Here is a 17,037-nt window from a genome sequence, read left to right on the forward strand (position 1 = left end):
TGAGGTGTTAAACATGCGGATTACGATGGAAAACATTCATAAAGCATTTGGAACGAATCAAGTTTTAACAGGCGTTGATTTTGATTTATTAGATGGAGAAGTACATGCCCTAATGGGGGAAAATGGCGCAGGAAAATCAACGATGATGAACGTACTTACAGGTATGCATGCTCGTGATTCAGGTGTCATCACAATTGATGGGGAAGAGACCTATTTTAAGAACCCAAAGGAAGCGGAGCAAAGTGGAATCACTTTTATTCATCAGGAGTTAAATATTTGGCCTGATATGACTGTTCTGGAAAACTTATTTATTGGCAAGGAATTAAAGAATTCTTTCGGACTTTTAAAAATAAATGAAATGAAAGCGTTGGCAAAGAAACAGTTTGATAGATTAGCAGTATCCATTCCGTTAGATAAAGAGGCAGGAAGTTGTTCTGTTGGGGAGCAGCAAATGATTGAGATTGCTAAAGCTTTAATGACAGAAGCAAAAGTGATTATTATGGATGAGCCTACTGCTGCATTGACAGAAAGGGAAATCAGCAAACTTTTTGATGTTATTTCTTCATTAAAAATGGCAGGAGTATCGATTGTATATATTTCTCACCGAATGGAGGAAATTTTCTCTATCTGTGACAGGATTACCGTCATGCGTGATGGAAAAACCGTTGACACGAAGGCGATTCCAGATACAAATTTTGATGAGGTCGTCAGGAAAATGGTTGGCAGGGAATTAACCGATCGATTTCCTAAACGTAATCCTACCCCTGGTGAAACCGTTCTTCAGGTAAAGGGTTTAACAAAAAAGGGACATTTTAAAGATGTGAATTTTTCGGTTCGTGCTGGAGAAATAGTCGGGGTTTCCGGCTTGATGGGAGCTGGCCGAACAGAAATAATGAGGGCAATTTATGGCTTGGATGAAATTGATAGCGGTGAAATTTGGCTGAAAGGCGAGAAAGTAACGATTAAAACACCTGATCAGGCTGTCAAGGCAGGAATCGGATTCATTACAGAAGATCGAAAAGATGAGGGATTAATTCTAGATTTCTCTATTAGAGATAATATGGTATTGCCAACCCTCTATAGCTTCGCTCCAAAAGGGATCATCAATGAAAAAAGTGAGACAGACTTTGTTAATATGCTAATCAAACGCTTGACTGTAAAAACAGAGTCCCCAGATATTGCAGTTGGAAAGCTATCAGGGGGAAATCAGCAAAAAGTGGTCATTGCAAAGTGGGTCGGAATAGGGCCAAAATTACTTATTTTAGATGAACCAACTCGAGGAGTCGATGTTGGTGCGAAAAGAGAGATTTATCAACTAATGAATGAATTAACAGATCGGGGTGTAGCGATCATCATGGTATCTTCAGAATTGCCTGAGGTCCTTGGGATGAGTGATCGAATCCTAGTTGTTCATGAAGGAAAAATAAATGGTGAATTAATGAGAGAAAATGCCACCCAAGAAAAAATTATGACATTGGCAACAGGAGGTCAGTAGGATGAATTCTATTAATGCAGTGACAAAACCTAAGACGAATATGATGAATGCCATCACTCAAAAACTAGGACCGTTACTTGGTTTGATTATATTAGTTGTGATTGTATCAATATTAAATCCCAGTTTTCTCGAACCTTTAAATATATTAAATTTATTAAGACAAGTGGCTATTAATGCACTAATTGCGTTTGGTATGACGTTTGTTATTTTAACAGGGGGAATTGATTTATCTGTCGGGGCTATTCTTGCTTTATCGAGCGCTTTGACAGCAGGGATGATGGTATCGGGCATTGACCCGATTCTTGCGATACTAATTGGATGTATTCTAGGGGGCTTAATGGGAACGGTAAACGGATTGCTCATTACCAAGGGGAAAATGGCTCCGTTTATCGCAACTCTAGCAACAATGACGATCTTCAGAGGACTAACTCTTGTTTATACTGGGGGAAATCCGATTACTGGTCTTGGGGATAATTATCTGTTTCAGTTATTTGGCCGAGGCTATTTTCTAGGAATACCTGTACCAGCGATAACGATGATTCTTACATTTGTGATTTTATTTATTATTCTTCATAAAACTCCATTCGGTCGTAAAACATATGCAATCGGTGGTAATGAAAAAGCAGCATTAATTTCAGGGATTAAAGTGCCTAAAGTTAAAGTTATGATTTATAGTCTTTCAGGTATGCTTGCAGCGCTGGCGGGTGCAATCTTAACATCTCGATTAAATTCAGCACAGCCGACTGCTGGTACTTCATATGAACTTGATGCGATTGCGGCAGTTGTATTAGGAGGGACAAGCCTATCAGGAGGAAAAGGAAGAATTTTTGGTACACTGATCGGTGCTTTAATTATCGGTACCTTAAATAATGGATTAAATCTTCTTGGAGTATCATCTTTCTATCAAATGGTAGTTAAGGGGATTGTTATTTTAATTGCAGTATTACTTGACCGTAAAAAGTAGCATAAGGAGAGAATATCATGAAAAAATTAATAGCTATATGTCTGTCATTAACACTTTTGCTCCTAAGTGCTTGTTCTATGCAACCGCCTGGATGGGCAAAACCGGATAAAAAAGAAAGCTTAGAAGATATTAAAATTGGCTTATCTGTTTCAACATTAAATAACCCATTTTTTGTTTCCTTGAAGGATGGAGTGGTTAAAGAAGTAGAAGCGTTGGGTATGGAAGTTATTATTGTAGATGCACAGAATGACTCTGCAAAACAAGTGAATGACGTGGAGGATTTAATTCAGCAAGGTGTAGATGCTCTGCTCATTAACCCAACGGATTCCGCTGCCATTTCAACGGCTGTTCAATCAGCAAATAATATTGGAATTCCGGTAGTTACGTTGGACCGTTCAGCAGATAAAGGGAAAGTCGAAGCATTAGTAGCCTCAGATAATATAAAAGGCGGGGAAATGGCTGCAAACTATATGATTGAAAAGCTTGGTGAAAATACACCAGTTATTGAATTAGAGGGAGTTCCTGGGGCATCGGCCACTCGTGAAAGAGGTCAGGGATTTCATAACGTAGCAGATCAAAAATTAAATGTAACGGCGAAACAAGCAGCTGATTTTGACCGTACGAAGGGATTAACGGTAATGGAAAACCTCCTGCAAGCAAATCCTGATGTAAAAGCTGTATTTGCTCATAATGATGAAATGGCATTAGGGGCTATTGAAGCCATTAATAGTTCTGGGAAGGAAATTATGGTTATTGGATTTGATGGAAATGATGACGCACTAAATGCGATTCAATCAGGAAACATGGAAGCGACAGTTGCTCAACAGCCAGAGTTAATTGGTAAGCTTGCTGTGGGTGCCGCCAGAGATGTATTACAGGGAAAAAAGGTTGAGAAGACAATAGCCGCACCATTGAAATTAGTAACGAAAGATAATTAAGATAGCAAATAATTTAAACTGTGAAAAAGTCCCGAGTATTCCTACTGGGGACTTTTTTCTTCCATACGGGAACGTCTAATTCTATGCCAATTTACGTGTAGACTTTTTTTTAGATGTTTTTCCTGCAAATTGATCTTCTTCCTGTAGTGCCCGTTTGATAAAGAAGGAGAGAAGCAGGGCGAAACATGCAATTACAGTTGACAAAAAGAAAGTATAATTGATTCCTTCAAGCATGGCTTTCATGGCAATTTCCCCGTGTATTTCAGCCATCCCGGCTTCTGGTGCAGTTTTTAAAGCTTCTTCTGTTAATTGAGCCGTGTATGATTTCGAATAAGTAGACATAGCTGTGACCAAAAGGGCAGTACCGATGGCCGCGGATACCTGATTTATAGTGTTGTTCATGGCCGTACCGTGTGGATAGAGACTAGCTGGCAACTGATTTAAACCATTTGTTGAAACTGGCATCATCACCATTGATATGCCTAACATCCTTACAGCATGTAAAAACACTAAGTAATTGTAGGGGGTTGTAAAAGTTAATTTGCTGAAATAATAGGTTGTAATCGTTGTGATAATTAGGCCGATTATCGCTAACATACGCCCCCCAAACTTATCAAATAATCTTCCTATAAGGGGTGACATAATGGCCATCAATATCGCTCCTGGAAGCAGCAATAATCCGGTGTCCAACGGCGATATACCGCGTATTGTTTGGACATAGATAGGCAGAAGTAAAAACCCTGAAAACATTGCCATATTAAGCACAATCGTAATCGTTGCAGATAGCGAAAACATTGGGTATTTAAACACACGAAAATTAAGCATGGGAAGTTCTTGCTTGGTTTGCCGTAAGATAAACCATATTAGAGAGATAACTCCAATTATAAGAGGCATATACACTAGCGCACTGTTCCAGCCTTTACTGCCGGCAGAACTAAAACCGAATAGTAACCCTCCAAAACCAATGCTTGATAACAAAAGCGAAAATAAGTCAAGTTTAATATTTGTTTTATCCTTTTTGTCTTTGAGCGAGAAAAAGCCAATCAAAATAACGACAATTGCGATAGGCGTGATAAAGTGGAAAAGCATTCTCCAGTGATAGTGTTCAATGATCCACCCTGATAAAGTAGGACCTATTGCTGGAGCGAACATGATAATTAAACCAAACACTCCCATGGCTGCCCCGCGCTTTTCAATTGGGAAGCTCACTAGCATGACGTTCATTAATACCGGCATCATGATTGCTGCTCCGGCGGCTTGAAGAATCCGTCCAATTAATAAGATGGAAAAGAAATCGGTACTGCCGGCAATAATCGTCCCAAATGCAAATATGCTCATTGCTGCCAAGAATAATTGCCGGACTGAAAATTTTTGAAATAAGAATGCAGTTGTTGGAATCAAAACTCCACTCACTAACATAAAGACTGTCGTTAACCATTGAACGGTTGCTGTGTCAATATCTAAGTCCTCCATTATCGATGGCAGTGCGATATTTAATAATGTATTATTTAAAAATGTAATAAATGTGCCGATCATAAGCACAGCAAGAATCCCATACGGGGGACGATGAGTCATATTTAGCGATTTATTCATTGTATCTCTCCTTAGTATATAAAAGACTCTTGGCATTTTGCAGAATTGGATGGATAATGCTTTTGGGATTCCATCCAAAACACTCACCCCTAATTAAGTAAGCGTTAACAATATTACATTCTATTTTAATCTCCCCAATAATAAAAAACATTCTCCAAAACTGCTTGATTATAGCTTTTAGTTGTCTGTTCTTGCTGTCTATATTGTTTTTTTTAGAACAATCTAATAAGAAAAGATAAATAAGGAGTACCTGTTAGTAATAAAGTTCGGAAAATTCCAATTAGAAGGTTGTTTTTTTAAAGGAAGTATAATAAAATAACCTACAATACTAAGTAAACTAATAGGAATTAAGAGGATTGCGAAATAGGGAGGTTTAGATGTGTCAAAGTATATGATTGAAGTAAGAGATGTTGATAAGGAATTCAATAATGGAAAGGAATCCATTCATGTACTTGACCATATATCATTTCAGGTTGAGAAAGGGGAAATTGTCACCTTACTTGGCAAAAGCGGGTGCGGTAAAAGTACTCTTTTGAATATGGTGGGTGGTTTTGAAAAAGCGAATGGAGGGATGGTGATTCTTGATGGAAATGAAGTTAGGCAGCCAACAAGAAAATGTATCATGCTATTCCAGCAAATTAATCTGCTCCCTTGGAGAACGGTTTTAAAAAATGTCCAACTAGGACTTGAAGAGGAAAGAATTTCGATTGAGGAAATGAACCAGCGGGTAAACGACGCATTAACGCTTGTCGGGCTTGAAAATCATCATCATCAATTTCCGCATGAATTGTCCGGTGGGATGCAGCAACGTGTAGCAATTGCCAGGGCACTCGCAATGCAGCCTGATGTTATTTTGATGGATGAACCGTTTGCTGCACTAGATACGTTCAATCGCTACCTCTTACAGGACGAACTTCTGCGCATTCAGGAAAAGTTAAAGACGACCATCTTAATGGTTACACATGACATAGATGAAGCTGTCTACTTATCTGACAGAATATTAATTATGACCTCTCACCCAGGGGAAATTTTTAAGGATGTTCCGATTAAGTTAGTTAAGCCTCGAGACCGGGCGGGGGAAGACTTTCATTACTACCGAAAAAGAATATTGGAAGATTTTGAGCTTAGCGGCAGCCGTCAAGAACCGGAGTTTATCATTTAAGGAGAAATGACCATTGATGAAAAAAAAGATGTGGATGATTTCACTATTAACAGCTGTTGTAATATTGTTCGTTACGTCGTGCGGACAGACAACTCAGCGAAATCTAGGTAAACCAACGATTAAAATTGGCTATCTTCCTATTACGCATGCAGGACCGCTGTACTTGGATGCCCATGTTCATGGTGGGCAATTTGAGGATTATAACATTGAAATGGTCAAATTTAACTCTTGGCCCGACTTAATGGATGCCTTAAATACAGGACGTGTAGATGGTGCCTCGGTTTTGATCCAACTTGCGATGAAAGCAGTTGAAAAAGGAATTGATTTAAAAGCTGTTGCACTTGGTCATAAAGATGGAAATGTATTAATCTCTTCGAAAGAGATTGAAGACGCTAGTGAATTAAAGGGGAAAACATTTGCAATCCCACATAAGTATTCGACTCATAATCTTTTATTATATGAAACATTAAAAAAAGAAAACCTAACGTATGAGGATGTTAATGTTGTAGAAATGCCTCCTGCTGAAATGCCAGCCGCATTAGCTGGGGGACGAATTAGTGGGTTTGTGGTGGCGGAGCCGTTTGGTGCGTTAGCAGTTAACCTCGATAAAGGTCATGTCCTCTATCATTCAGATGACATTTGGCCAAATTCATACTGCTGTGTTCTTGTCTTAAGAAACGACTTTATTCAAGACAATCAAACTGCTGCTCAATCAATGGTGACACAATATGTGAAATCTGGCGAACAAGCTAACCAAAAAGATGAAGATTTATATCAATCCTTTGAGCAATTCATGAAAGTTGACAGAGAAGTGCTTAATTTATCGTTGGAATGGATTTCATTTGATGGATTACGCATTGAAAAAATGGAGTACGAGAAGCTCCGGAATCTACTATTAGAGATGGAGTTAATGGAAAAACCGCCATTATATGAAGAATTTGTAGACAATACATTTATTGAAAAAGCGATGTGAAAAGAATGAAAATAGGAAAAAAACTGGTGAACTTCCTTATAGGGATGGTCGCTTTGGTGTTCATCTGGCAAGTAATCATTTGGGTTGGGGGCTATCCAGAAGCACTTCTTCCTTCTCCGTTAAGCGTTGGGAAAGCCATTATTGTTCTTATTGTCGAGGGAACCTTATTTGAACATATGCAAGTCAGCTTGGGCAGGTTTCTCGCTGGATATTTTTTAGCCGTAATTCCTGCTATTCTTTTAGGGATGATTCTAGGAAGACTGCCTAGGATATGGCAAGTCATTGACCCCATTGTACAAGTGCTGCGGCCGGTATCACCAGTAGCGTGGTCACCGTTTATCGTTCTATGGTTTGGTATTGGAAATATGCCAGCGATTGTCATCATTTTTATTTCAGCCTTTTTCCCGGTCTTACTAACCACAGTAGCAGGCGTTAATAAAATTGAACGATCATATTTAAAAATTGCAGAGAACCTTGAAATTAAAAAGGTAAAGTTAATGGTAAAATTCATTTTCCCTGCTGCATTCCCGTCAATCGTGAGTGGAATGCGTCTTGCGGTAGGAACAGGCTGGATTTTCCTTGTAGCAGGAGAAATGGTTGGAGCCCAGTCAGGTCTTGGTTTTTTAATTGTTGATGCAAGAAATACGTTAAATCTTGATTATGTTCTAGCTGGGATTATTTTTATCGGAGTGAGCGGATTTCTATTGGATCGTTTCATTTCCTTGTTTGAAAGATGGATAGGTAAGCAATGGGGAATGATGGCACGAGCTTAGGAAAAGCGTAAGCGTTGGGGCTAGATAGTACTAGGAGAATCGTGCCCGTTAGAGTGGAACAGAGAGTTGGAGGGGAACGATACTAAGAGAATCGTGCCCTGTTACAGAGAAAAGAGGGTTGGAGGGAACGATACTAAGAGAATCGTTCCCTGTTACAGAAAAAAGAGGGTTGGAGGGAACGATACTAAGAGAATCATACCCTGTTACAGTGAAAAAGAGGGTTGAAGGGAATGGAAATTGAAAAAGGCTGGGGATCATTAGTCTCCAGCCTTTTGAAGCTCTTCTTGAATGGCGACTACTTCAATTTGTTCAACACGTTCGCCTGTTTTTTTATTGAAATAGGAGATTTCTACCTCATCACCTGTTTTGGAATCAATCAGTTTTTTATAACATTTTTGTAAATTATTGCTTCCCCAAATAATGAGTGCGTTGAAGACATGTTCTAATTCCTCGCCTTTCTTCGTTAATGTATAACGATAGCGAGGGGGATGCTCAGAATAGAGCTCTACCGAAATAAGTCCTTCTTCTTCTAAATATCTAAGTCTTTCTGATAGAAGGTTGGATGGAATCCCAGGTAACGCCTTTTTAATTTCGTTAAACATTGTTTGTCCATTTAGAATTTCATGAACAATTAACAATGACCAGCGGTCCCCGATGATATTAAGGGATTGCGCAATATTACAAGGTAAATTATATCTGGTTTTCATTTGTTAATTCCCTTCAGTGTTTTTATCTATTTTATCATAAACAATAATAAATTAATAAAGTTGATTTTTTAAACTAAGTATAATAAAATAACCTTATAGAATTTTCAATACACTTTATTAAAAAGCGAGGGAAATATAATGGCACTTTATTTAATTGAATCATCTCTAAAAGAAGTTGTATCTACAAAAGAAGAATTGAATCAAAAGGTTTCTGCACTTCAAGCAAAATTGAATGAAAGCAATTCAGCATTAATCGAGGTGCAAGTATCAAAAGACTTTTCCCGTTCTTTCTTTATTGTTGAAGGCGAAGACCAAAATGCAGCGACTGAGACATTAAAAGGTGCAGGAATTCCAGTAGAACTAGTAAAAGAAGTTCGTCTTGTTGGTAAAGAATTAGAAGATGTTAAGAAAAATAACGATGTAGTTAATTATTTAGTGGAATGGAATATTCCAGCAGATATTACTATGGATCAATACTTAGCTCGTAAAAAGAAAAACTCTGTACACTATCAAGAAGTTCCTGAAGTAGCATTCTCAAGAACTTACGTTTGTGAAGATATGTCAAAATGTCTTTGCTTCTATGATGCTCCTGACGAGGCTGCAGTAAAGCGTGCTCGTGAAGCAGTAAACACTCCAATTGATTCTATTACTGAACTAGCAGGTGAATAAATTATTGGACCAATGCAAAGAGGCTAAACCAGAAATGGTCTTTAGCCTCTTTTTTATAGGATAAAATTGATGGTTGATTTTTTAAACAAAGTATAATATTATAACTCTATAACCAACTAAACTAATAGGAATTAATTGATTTGTAATAGGGTGTTACTGTTTAAAAAATAATGAGAAGGCAGGAGTGGCAGTCGTGGATATAGAGGTCCTACAACAACCGTCTACACTTGAAAAGTTAATTGAAGAGGAATTAAAGCCTTATGTGAAAAAAATTGATACAGATGCTTTCTATGCAGAGAGCTTTTTAAGAAAGCTTGGAGAAGCTGGATTATTGTCTTCTGTAAATAAATCGCAAAAGGAATATTTATTAAATGAGATGCATGTAGTTCAAGAGACTGCTAAAGTTTGTATGACTACCGCTTTTTGCCTATGGTGCCACCTTGCTGCATTAACATATGTACGTCAAACAAAAAATAGCAAGTTGAAAGAAAACATGTTATCATCACTTGAAAATGGTGAGATATTAGCTGGTACAGGCTTATCAAACCCAATGAAGTATTATGCTGGACTTGAAAAGCTTCATTTAAGTGCAAAGCCAACACAAGGAGGCTATCTTATATCAGGAGTGCTTCCATCTGTTTCAAATCTTGGCGAAGATCATTGGTTCGGTTGCATTGCCGGCGTCAAAGAAGGCAATGATATCATGTGTTTTATTCCTTGTAATACTGAGGGGCTAAAGTTGAAAGAAAAGGTCGATTACCTTGGTATTAATGGCAGTGCTACCTATGCATGTTCGTTTAATGATGTATTTGTTCCTGAGGAGTGGGTATTATCTGAAAATGCGAAGGGTTTTGTTGAACAGATTCGCCCGTCATTCGTGTCTTACCAAATTCCGCTTGGTCTTGGAGTGACACAGGCTGCCATTTCTTCAATAGAAAAGGTTTGTCAAAAACAAAATGGCTGTAATCAATTTTTAAAGAAGCAGCCTGAAGATTTACGTGCAGTTGAACATGAAATCCAGAAAAAATTGCAATCCCTTTATAATGGTGATAGCCTAAACTTCAAAGATATTGCTCGGATTCGTCTTGAAACGGCCTATCTAACGCTTGAGGCTGTCCAAGAAAGTATGCTACACAACGGCAGTGCAGGATATATAAAGGATAGTGCACCATCTCGAAGACTACGCGAAGCCTATTTCTTTGCTAACTTGACACCAACAGTGAAACACTTAGAAAAAGTACTAAATGGATAAATGTGATCCCCCATCTGAATTTATCATGGGGGATTATTTTTGAAATATATCGAAAGGTGGAAAGACAATGAAACTTTATAGTTCAATACTTGACTTAATCGGGAAAACTCCGATTGTAAAACTGAATAAATTACCGGACCCAGCTGGAGGGGAAGTGTACATTAAATTGGAATCATTTAACCCAGGGGGAAGTGTCAAAGACCGTGCGTCCATTAATATGATTGAACGGGCAGAAAAAGAGGGTAAATTAATTCCAGGAAAAAGTACCGTAATCGAGCCGACTTCTGGTAATACTGGTATTGGAATTGCCATGGTATGTGCGGTAAAAGGGTACCGTTGTATTATTACGATGCCTGATAACGCGACTGCGGAGCGAGTGAAGATTTTAAAAGCATACGGGGCGGAAGTTCACCTAACACCTGCAAGTTTGAGAATGCAAGGAGCTATTGATGAAGCAAACCGATTGGCTGAATCAATTTCTGATTTTTTTATTCCCATGCAATTTGAAAATACAGCAAATGCTGATGCACATCGTGGAACAACGGCAGTTGAAATTTTAGAAGCTTTTGAAGGGAAATTGGACGCCCTTGTGTTGACAGCAGGAACAGGAGGAACAGTCACAGGTGTAGGGGAAGAGCTGAAAAAGCATATTCCCAACTTGAAAATTTATGTAGTAGAACCGTTTGGATCTCCTGTGTTATCAGGTGGTGAGCCTGGGCCGCACAAAATCCCTGGAACTGGACCTGGGTTTATTCCTAAGATATTAAATCGTTCTATTTATGATGAAATACTACTCATTAAGGATGAAGATGCCCAAGTGACGGCACGCCGACTTGCTGCAGAAGAAGGAATCTTTGTAGGTGCATCAGGAGCCTCTTCCGCGTATTTTGCAGTCGAGGTAGCAAAAAATCTGCCCTCTACATCTAGGGTCCTTTGTTTAGCTCCGGACACGGGAGAACGGTATCTGTCCTCTGACTTATTTCTAGCTTGATTTTTTACAACTCATTAAAGAGGCAGTGATATGAATACTTAGAGTATAAATAAAGGTAAAAAGCCGACTCCTCCTGCCAAAAAATCAGGAAAGAGAGTCGGCCTTTTTTATCAAATCATCAAGAAAAACTATATACCTGAAGGCAATCTCAGATGGTAATTCTGGCTGACAAATGGTTAGGGATTAAAAGTTCATGGTGGACTAATTTTCGCTAAATTCTGCTGCTTTTTTTCTATGAACCATTAATATAAAAGGGTTCCTTGTGAATTTAATCAAACGTTTAATTGATATCAACATTGGTCGGATATTAGTAAGTAATGTTTTTTTTTGGTTTTTACTGAGAGAATAACCGTTGGTTAATAAAAAATTAATTATTTCCTCGACAATTATTGCATGGGAAATTAGCCGGGAACTGCTTTAAAGCTGAGTTTTGCTTGATTTTAATTAAGCGTTTAATTAATGAATTTCATTTGCAAATAAGTAGATTTATAGCAAAGGATGTAGAATTTAATGCTTTTATTAAAAGTGATGTCTGCTTAAAAGGAAGGTTAATCGATAGGTTTTTTGCTTTTATAAAATTTAATTTAGTTATGAAGCGGATATATATGTTTTAATCAAACGTTTAATTTTGCGGCCGAGCATAGGTCGTAACATATAGCGGATGGGATTCCCGCCGAGCAAGAACTAGCCATTCATTCGTAGCGAGTCTTGGAGGGCTAAAGGTAACTTTAGTCTTTAAGCGTAGACAGTTTGATAGCGGGACGAAAGTCAAGCGGTTGAAGGGATTGAGCTCCATAATGTTTGTCAATTTGGAAAGGGCTGATGTTCTAGTTAATGCAGAAAGCAACATTTTAATCATCGCTATGGCAAGAAGATTAAAACCTCTTTGGAGTCTGAGACCTTGGCACGTTAGAGATTGATATGTTACGGCAACTAAAGGAATGTCAATCCAACGGTTGATTTGATTGACAGTACTGACAAGTCGTTAAACCGTTATGTTACGGTTTAAACATTAAAACTTTTAGTTTTTCAGAGGTCTCTGAAGTAGGACGAATAAAGGAATAGTAACCATTCATGACCATATCAGTGTTAACAAGAGCATCTCTTTTATCACTTTTTGAACGGCCAATTATTACGTCTATATTTATACAACATTTTCTTATCTGTAGACTTTTAAATTTCTTTCTTATAGTATATAATTTCCTAATAGGAAAAGAGGTTTTTTATGGAGAAAACAAAACCGTACGGTACTGTACTTTTAAAGGCAGCGAAGATTATGGATTTTCTTGCGGATAACCCAAATAAAACATTACAAGATATTTCTCAAGCGACGGATATGACTAATTCCACAACATTGAAAATACTGGATACTTTGTTATTAATTGGTTATGTGAGTAGGGATAGAACTAAAAACTATCGATTAGGATCAAAACTTATTCGTTATGCCAATCAATATATCAATCAAACAGATTTGGTAGAATTGTCTTTGCCGTATTTAGAAAAGCTGCAAAAGTCAATTGATGAAACGATACATCTTGGTGTTTTAGTGGACAATGAGATTTTATATATCAATAAACTGGAGCCAAAGCACCAAACCATTACAATGTCATCAAAGGTTGGGATTACAAGACCTTTGTATAGCTCAGCGATGGGAAAAGCTGTACTCGCAGAACTAAACGATACGGAATATATGAACTATCTGGAGTCAACTCCTCTTGTTCCTCATACTGAGAATACCATTACGAATTCCTTAAAGTTACTCTCTGAGCTACAAAAAATTCGAGAAACAGGAATTGCTTATGATGATGAAGAAATGGAAAAAGATATTTTCTGTATGGGAGCTTCTCTGAAAAAAGGAGATGTGATTATTGGAGCCTTTAGTGTGAGCATCCCGAAGTATCGCCTAACAGAGGATTTTAAAAATCAAATTATTCAAGCAGTCTCCGAAACAAAGGATGAGTTGGAGCAAGTATTGACTCATTAAAAATCGTTTCGGCGACTTTTTTTTTTATAAAAACGTTTGCTTTTATCTTCCTGCGATGTATAATTAAAACAAGAATTTCCTAATAATAAAACGAGATTTCCAAATAAGAAAAGAGTGGTTTCGTGAAACGAGTTCAAATTTTACAACGTTTAAAGGATGCTGGAGTAGTGGCTGTTATCCGTGGAAATAGTACGGAAGAAGCCATAAAAGCGAGTCATGCAGTCGTAAAGGGAGGCATGAAAGGAATCGAGGTAACGTTTACTGTTCCGCAAGCTGATCAAGCCATCAGCGAGCTTGTAGAAGAGTATCGAAATGATCCTGAAGTTGTAGTTGGGGCTGGGACCGTTTTGGATGCTGTGACGGCACGTCTTGCCATCATGGCTGGCGCAGAGTATATCGTAAGTCCAAGCTTTGACAAGGCAACAGCGGAAATTTGTAATTTGCATCAGATTCCCTATCTTCCAGGCTGTATGACAATTACTGAAATGAAAGAGGCACTAAAAGCTGGTGTAGATATCATCAAACTATTTCCAGGCAGTGCTTATGGGCCAAGTATCGTATCTGCTTTTAAAGCACCGATGCCACAATTGAATATTATGCCGACCGGTGGTGTGAGCTTGGAGAATATGGAAGACTGGTTTAAAGCAGGCGTAATTACGGTTGGTGTTGGAGGGAATTTATTAGCACCCGCCGCTCAAGGGGATTTTGACAAAGTAACAGAGATTGCTGGCCAATATATAGATAGATTTCATGAGATCAAAGGAGCATAAGAATGGGAAAAGTTGTCACTCTAGGTGAAATTATGCTTCGCCTTTCGACAGATTCTGGTGTCCGTATTGCTCAAACGGAAAATCTACATACACATTACGGTGGTGGAGAAGCAAATGTGGCTATCTCGCTTGCCAATTATAGGCACGAAGTATATTTTGCTAGCAAAGTACCAGAAAATGCATTGGGTGAAGGAGTACGTAAACACTTAAACCGCTACGGCGTTCGTACAGACTTCCTCTTAACGGGTGGCCCACGCTTAGGAACTTATTATATGGAAACTGGGATCGGAGAAAGAGCGGCAAGTGTCATTTATGACCGTGCTGGCTCAAGCTTTGCTTTAATGACTGAAAATGATTGGTTATCCGAAGACTTGTTTAAGAATGTGGATATCTTTCATGTTTCAGGTATTACACCTGCATTATCAAGTCATTGGAAGGAAAATACAGTTCGATTAATCAAAGCCGCTAAATCGGCAGGTTGTAAAATCAGCTTGGACATCAATTATCGAGGTAAGTTATGGACACAAAAAGAAGCGGGGAGAAACAATTGCTAAAATCCTTCCCTATGTGGATTACTGCTCAGCAGGAAAAATGGATGCACTGTATTCGTTGGGAATCCCTGAATACATGGGTGTTGATAATGAATTAATCTACTATTATCAAGAGATTCAAAAACGATTCCCAAATATTTCAATCTTGTACTCTACTAAAAGAGAAGTTATTTCCGCTAGTTCTAATCAACTGGTAGGAACTCTTTGGATGGATCAAACCTATTACGAATCCCAGGTTCATTTCATGGATCCGATTATGGATCGAGTAGGTGGTGGTGATGCCTTTTCTGGAGGTTTTCTACATGGAATCTTAGTTCAAAAGGCACCCCAGGAGATCATTAACTTTGCAACTGCGGCTTCTGCCTTGAAACATACTGTTCATGGTGACTGTAATCAATTTAGTGAATCAGAAGTGGAAAGCTTTTTAGCAGCTGGCTCTGGAAAAATTATTCGATAGGAGAGAGAAAAAATGCAAAAAATGGAAACACGTTACACACACAGCCCTGATGATATTCGTCATTATTCTACTGAACAATTACGTAAAGAGTTTTTAGTAGAAAAGGTGTTTGTTCCTGGAGAAATTAGCTTAACTTATACACACAACGACCGTATGATCTTCGGTGGAGTAACACCAGCAGAAACTGCTTTGGAAATCGTTTTAGATAAAGAATTGGGTGTGGAATACTTCTTGGAACGCCGTGAACTAGGCGTGATTAATATTGGAGGCCCGGGATATATCGAAATCGATGGTAAAAAGGAAGAAATGAAAAAACAAGATGGCTATTATATCGGAAAAGAAACTCGTCATGTTGTCTTTTCATCCGTAGATCCAGAAAACCCAGCGAAATTCTATATTAGTTGTGTACCAGCTCACCATAAATATCCAAACGTTAAAATCAGTATTGATAAAATCAAACCGATGGAAACGGGTGAACCACTAACATTAAATGAACGAAAAATCTATCAATATATTCATCCAAATGTAGTGTGAGAGCTGCCAATTGCAAATGGGTTATACCATATTAGAGCCAGGCAGTGCTTGGAATACGATGCCAAGTCATACGCATGAACGTCGCATGGAGGCTTATGTTTATTTCGATATGAACCAAGATACTCGCATTTTCCACATGATGGGGAAACCAGATGAAACGAAGCACTTGGTTATGAGCAATGAACAAGCAGCTATTTCACCAAGCTGGTCTATTCATTCTGGGGTAGGTACTAGCAACTACTCATTTATTTGGTCAATGTGCGGTGAAAATATCACTTACACAGACATGGACATGGTTCCAATGGATAAATTAAAGTAAAGGGGGAAAGACTTTGGCATTTGAAATGGATAAATTTCGTTTAGATGGGAAAGTAGCATTTGTTACAGGAGCTGTTCATGGCATTGGCTACGAAATCGCTTCGGCTTTAGCAAAAGCTGGTGCAAAGATCGTATTTAATGGCTTAAAAAAAGACCCTGTTGAGCAAGCCCAACAAAGCTATCGAGATGCAGGATTCGATGCAAGAGGCTATGTTTGTGATGTAACGGATGAAGAAGCTGTTCAAGAAATGGTCAAACAAGTTAAAGAAGAGGTTGGTCCGATTGATATTGTGGTCAACAACGCAGGAATCATTAAACGGATTCCGATGATTGAAATGTCTGCAGAGGACTTCCGTCAAGTCATTGATGTGGACTTAACCGGTCCATTTATCGTATCAAAAGCAGTTATTCCTGACATGATCAAAAACGGCGGTGGGAAAATCATCAATATCTGTTCGATGATGAGTGAGTTAGGTCGTGAAACGGTTTGTGCTTATGCCGCAGCAAAAGGCGGTTTGAAGATGCTTACAAAGAATATTGCCTCCGAATATGGGGAATATAATATTCAATGTAATGGAATAGGACCTGGTTATATTGCTACTCCACAAACAGCGCCTCTGAGGGAAAAACAAGAGGATGGTTCTCGTCATCCATTTGATCAGTTCATCATTGCCAAGACTCCTGCTGCCCGCTGGGGAGAAACGGAAGATCTTGCTGGTGCAGCAGTATTTCTATCGTCTAAGGCATCGAATTTTGTTAATGGACATATCCTTTATGTAGATGGTGGCATTCTAGCATACATTGGTAAACAACCTTAATAGGGATAAAGATACAAGGCGCAGCCTTGTATCTTTTTTTGAAAAGCTATCTAGACTAATGGCAAGAGTAAAGTCTATTTAACTATTG

At 38.4% G+C, this 17,037-nt stretch carries 16 protein-coding genes and 1 pseudogene; 15 read left to right on the forward strand and 2 right to left on the reverse strand.

What is annotated here, in order from left to right; translation table 11 throughout:
- Positions 1-13: 13 nt before the first annotated feature.
- Genes QFZ28_RS24050 through rbsB form a run of 3 tightly spaced genes read left to right on the forward strand, consistent with a single transcriptional unit; the run spans position 14 to position 3,397 of the window.
- Positions 14-1,495, forward strand: a complete 1,482-nt coding sequence (locus QFZ28_RS24050; protein WP_307197166.1) for a sugar ABC transporter ATP-binding protein — start codon at positions 14-16, stop codon at positions 1,493-1,495.
- A 1-nt stretch (position 1,496) separates the two neighbouring features.
- Positions 1,497-2,459, forward strand: coding sequence for a ribose ABC transporter permease RbsC (rbsC, locus tag QFZ28_RS24055; RefSeq protein WP_307197167.1), 963 nt, complete (start codon positions 1,497-1,499; stop codon positions 2,457-2,459).
- Between the two features lie 17 nt (positions 2,460-2,476).
- Entirely contained in the window at positions 2,477-3,397 is a 921-nt protein-coding gene (gene rbsB / locus QFZ28_RS24060) for a ribose ABC transporter substrate-binding protein RbsB (protein WP_307197168.1), read from the forward strand.
- Positions 3,398-3,478: 81 nt separating this feature from the next.
- Here rbsB and QFZ28_RS24065 read toward each other — a convergent pair whose 3' ends face one another.
- Positions 3,479-4,990: a DHA2 family efflux MFS transporter permease subunit gene (locus QFZ28_RS24065; RefSeq protein ID WP_307197169.1), complete on the reverse strand. Its 1,512-nt coding sequence runs from the start codon at positions 4,988-4,990 to the stop codon at positions 3,479-3,481.
- A gap of 391 nt (positions 4,991-5,381) precedes the next feature.
- Here QFZ28_RS24065 and QFZ28_RS24070 point away from each other — a divergent pair, with 391 nt between their 5' ends.
- Genes QFZ28_RS24070 through QFZ28_RS24080 form a run of 3 tightly spaced genes read left to right on the forward strand, consistent with a single transcriptional unit; the run spans position 5,382 to position 7,898 of the window.
- Entirely contained in the window at positions 5,382-6,152 is a 771-nt protein-coding gene (locus tag QFZ28_RS24070; RefSeq protein ID WP_373428165.1) for an ABC transporter ATP-binding protein, read from the forward strand.
- Between the two features lie 16 nt (positions 6,153-6,168).
- Positions 6,169-7,125, forward strand: coding sequence for an ABC transporter substrate-binding protein (locus tag QFZ28_RS24075; RefSeq protein WP_307197171.1), 957 nt, complete (start codon positions 6,169-6,171; stop codon positions 7,123-7,125).
- 5 nt (positions 7,126-7,130) lie between these two features.
- Positions 7,131-7,898: an ABC transporter permease gene (locus QFZ28_RS24080; RefSeq protein WP_307197754.1), complete on the forward strand. Its 768-nt coding sequence runs from the start codon at positions 7,131-7,133 to the stop codon at positions 7,896-7,898.
- A gap of 257 nt (positions 7,899-8,155) precedes the next feature.
- Here QFZ28_RS24080 and QFZ28_RS24085 read toward each other — a convergent pair whose 3' ends face one another.
- Entirely contained in the window at positions 8,156-8,605 is a 450-nt protein-coding gene (locus QFZ28_RS24085) for a winged helix-turn-helix transcriptional regulator (RefSeq protein ID WP_307197172.1), read from the reverse strand.
- A gap of 138 nt (positions 8,606-8,743) precedes the next feature.
- On the opposite strand from QFZ28_RS24085, the gene QFZ28_RS24090 reads away from it, so the two are divergent.
- From QFZ28_RS24090 to QFZ28_RS24130, 9 genes and pseudogenes are all read left to right on the forward strand, one after another.
- On the forward strand, positions 8,744-9,274 hold the full coding sequence (locus tag QFZ28_RS24090) for a DUF4242 domain-containing protein (RefSeq protein ID WP_307197173.1): 531 nt from the start codon (positions 8,744-8,746) through the stop codon (positions 9,272-9,274).
- Between the two features lie 193 nt (positions 9,275-9,467).
- The gene (locus tag QFZ28_RS24095; RefSeq protein ID WP_307197174.1) at positions 9,468-10,526 is read left to right on the forward strand and encodes an acyl-CoA dehydrogenase family protein; all 1,059 of its coding nucleotides are present in this window, start codon (positions 9,468-9,470) and stop codon (positions 10,524-10,526) included.
- A 67-nt stretch (positions 10,527-10,593) separates the two neighbouring features.
- The gene (cysK, locus tag QFZ28_RS24100; RefSeq protein WP_307197175.1) at positions 10,594-11,517 is read left to right on the forward strand and encodes a cysteine synthase A; all 924 of its coding nucleotides are present in this window, start codon (positions 10,594-10,596) and stop codon (positions 11,515-11,517) included.
- A gap of 1,225 nt (positions 11,518-12,742) precedes the next feature.
- Positions 12,743-13,501 carry an IclR family transcriptional regulator gene (locus QFZ28_RS24105; RefSeq protein WP_307197176.1) on the forward strand — a complete coding sequence of 253 codons (759 nt, stop codon included), beginning with the start codon at positions 12,743-12,745 and terminating at the stop codon, positions 13,499-13,501.
- Positions 13,502-13,623: 122 nt separating this feature from the next.
- Positions 13,624-14,271, forward strand: coding sequence for a bifunctional 4-hydroxy-2-oxoglutarate aldolase/2-dehydro-3-deoxy-phosphogluconate aldolase (locus tag QFZ28_RS24110; RefSeq protein ID WP_307197177.1), 648 nt, complete (start codon positions 13,624-13,626; stop codon positions 14,269-14,271).
- 2 nt (positions 14,272-14,273) lie between these two features.
- Entirely contained in the window at positions 14,274-14,825 is a 552-nt protein-coding gene (locus QFZ28_RS24115) for a sugar kinase (RefSeq protein ID WP_307197178.1), read from the forward strand.
- A 13-nt stretch (positions 14,826-14,838) separates the two neighbouring features.
- Positions 14,839-15,279, forward strand: a complete 441-nt coding sequence (locus QFZ28_RS24120) for a PfkB family carbohydrate kinase (protein ID WP_307197179.1) — start codon at positions 14,839-14,841, stop codon at positions 15,277-15,279.
- A gap of 21 nt (positions 15,280-15,300) precedes the next feature.
- Positions 15,301-16,132: pseudogene (gene kduI / locus QFZ28_RS24125) on the forward strand (5-dehydro-4-deoxy-D-glucuronate isomerase).
- A 13-nt stretch (positions 16,133-16,145) separates the two neighbouring features.
- The gene (locus QFZ28_RS24130) at positions 16,146-16,949 is read left to right on the forward strand and encodes a gluconate 5-dehydrogenase (protein ID WP_307197180.1); all 804 of its coding nucleotides are present in this window, start codon (positions 16,146-16,148) and stop codon (positions 16,947-16,949) included.
- Positions 16,950-17,037: the final 88 nt, after the last annotated feature.

It is taken from the genome of Neobacillus niacini, assembly GCF_030817695.1.
In the GTDB taxonomy this organism is placed as follows: Bacteria; Bacillota; Bacilli; order Bacillales; family Cytobacillaceae; genus Neobacillus; species Neobacillus niacini_F.

Bases quoted from the DNA above. Each gene is read 5' to 3' on its own strand.
- QFZ28_RS24050 (WP_307197166.1), top strand. From the start codon at position 14: ATGCGGATTACGATGGAAAACATTCATAAAGCATTTGGAACGAATCAA.
- rbsC (WP_307197167.1), top strand. From the start codon at position 1,497: ATGAATTCTATTAATGCAGTGACAAAACCTAAGACGAATATGATGAAT.
- rbsB (WP_307197168.1), top strand. From the start codon at position 2,477: ATGAAAAAATTAATAGCTATATGTCTGTCATTAACACTTTTGCTCCTA.
- QFZ28_RS24065 (WP_307197169.1), bottom strand. From the start codon at position 4,990: ATGAATAAATCGCTAAATATGACTCATCGTCCCCCGTATGGGATTCTT.
- QFZ28_RS24070 (WP_373428165.1), top strand. From the start codon at position 5,382: ATGATTGAAGTAAGAGATGTTGATAAGGAATTCAATAATGGAAAGGAA.
- QFZ28_RS24075 (WP_307197171.1), top strand. From the start codon at position 6,169: ATGAAAAAAAAGATGTGGATGATTTCACTATTAACAGCTGTTGTAATA.
- QFZ28_RS24080 (WP_307197754.1), top strand. From the start codon at position 7,131: ATGAAAATAGGAAAAAAACTGGTGAACTTCCTTATAGGGATGGTCGCT.
- QFZ28_RS24085 (WP_307197172.1), bottom strand. From the start codon at position 8,605: ATGAAAACCAGATATAATTTACCTTGTAATATTGCGCAATCCCTTAAT.
- QFZ28_RS24090 (WP_307197173.1), top strand. From the start codon at position 8,744: ATGGCACTTTATTTAATTGAATCATCTCTAAAAGAAGTTGTATCTACA.
- cysK (WP_307197175.1), top strand. From the start codon at position 10,594: ATGAAACTTTATAGTTCAATACTTGACTTAATCGGGAAAACTCCGATT.
- QFZ28_RS24105 (WP_307197176.1), top strand. From the start codon at position 12,743: ATGGAGAAAACAAAACCGTACGGTACTGTACTTTTAAAGGCAGCGAAG.
- QFZ28_RS24115 (WP_307197178.1), top strand. From the start codon at position 14,274: ATGGGAAAAGTTGTCACTCTAGGTGAAATTATGCTTCGCCTTTCGACA.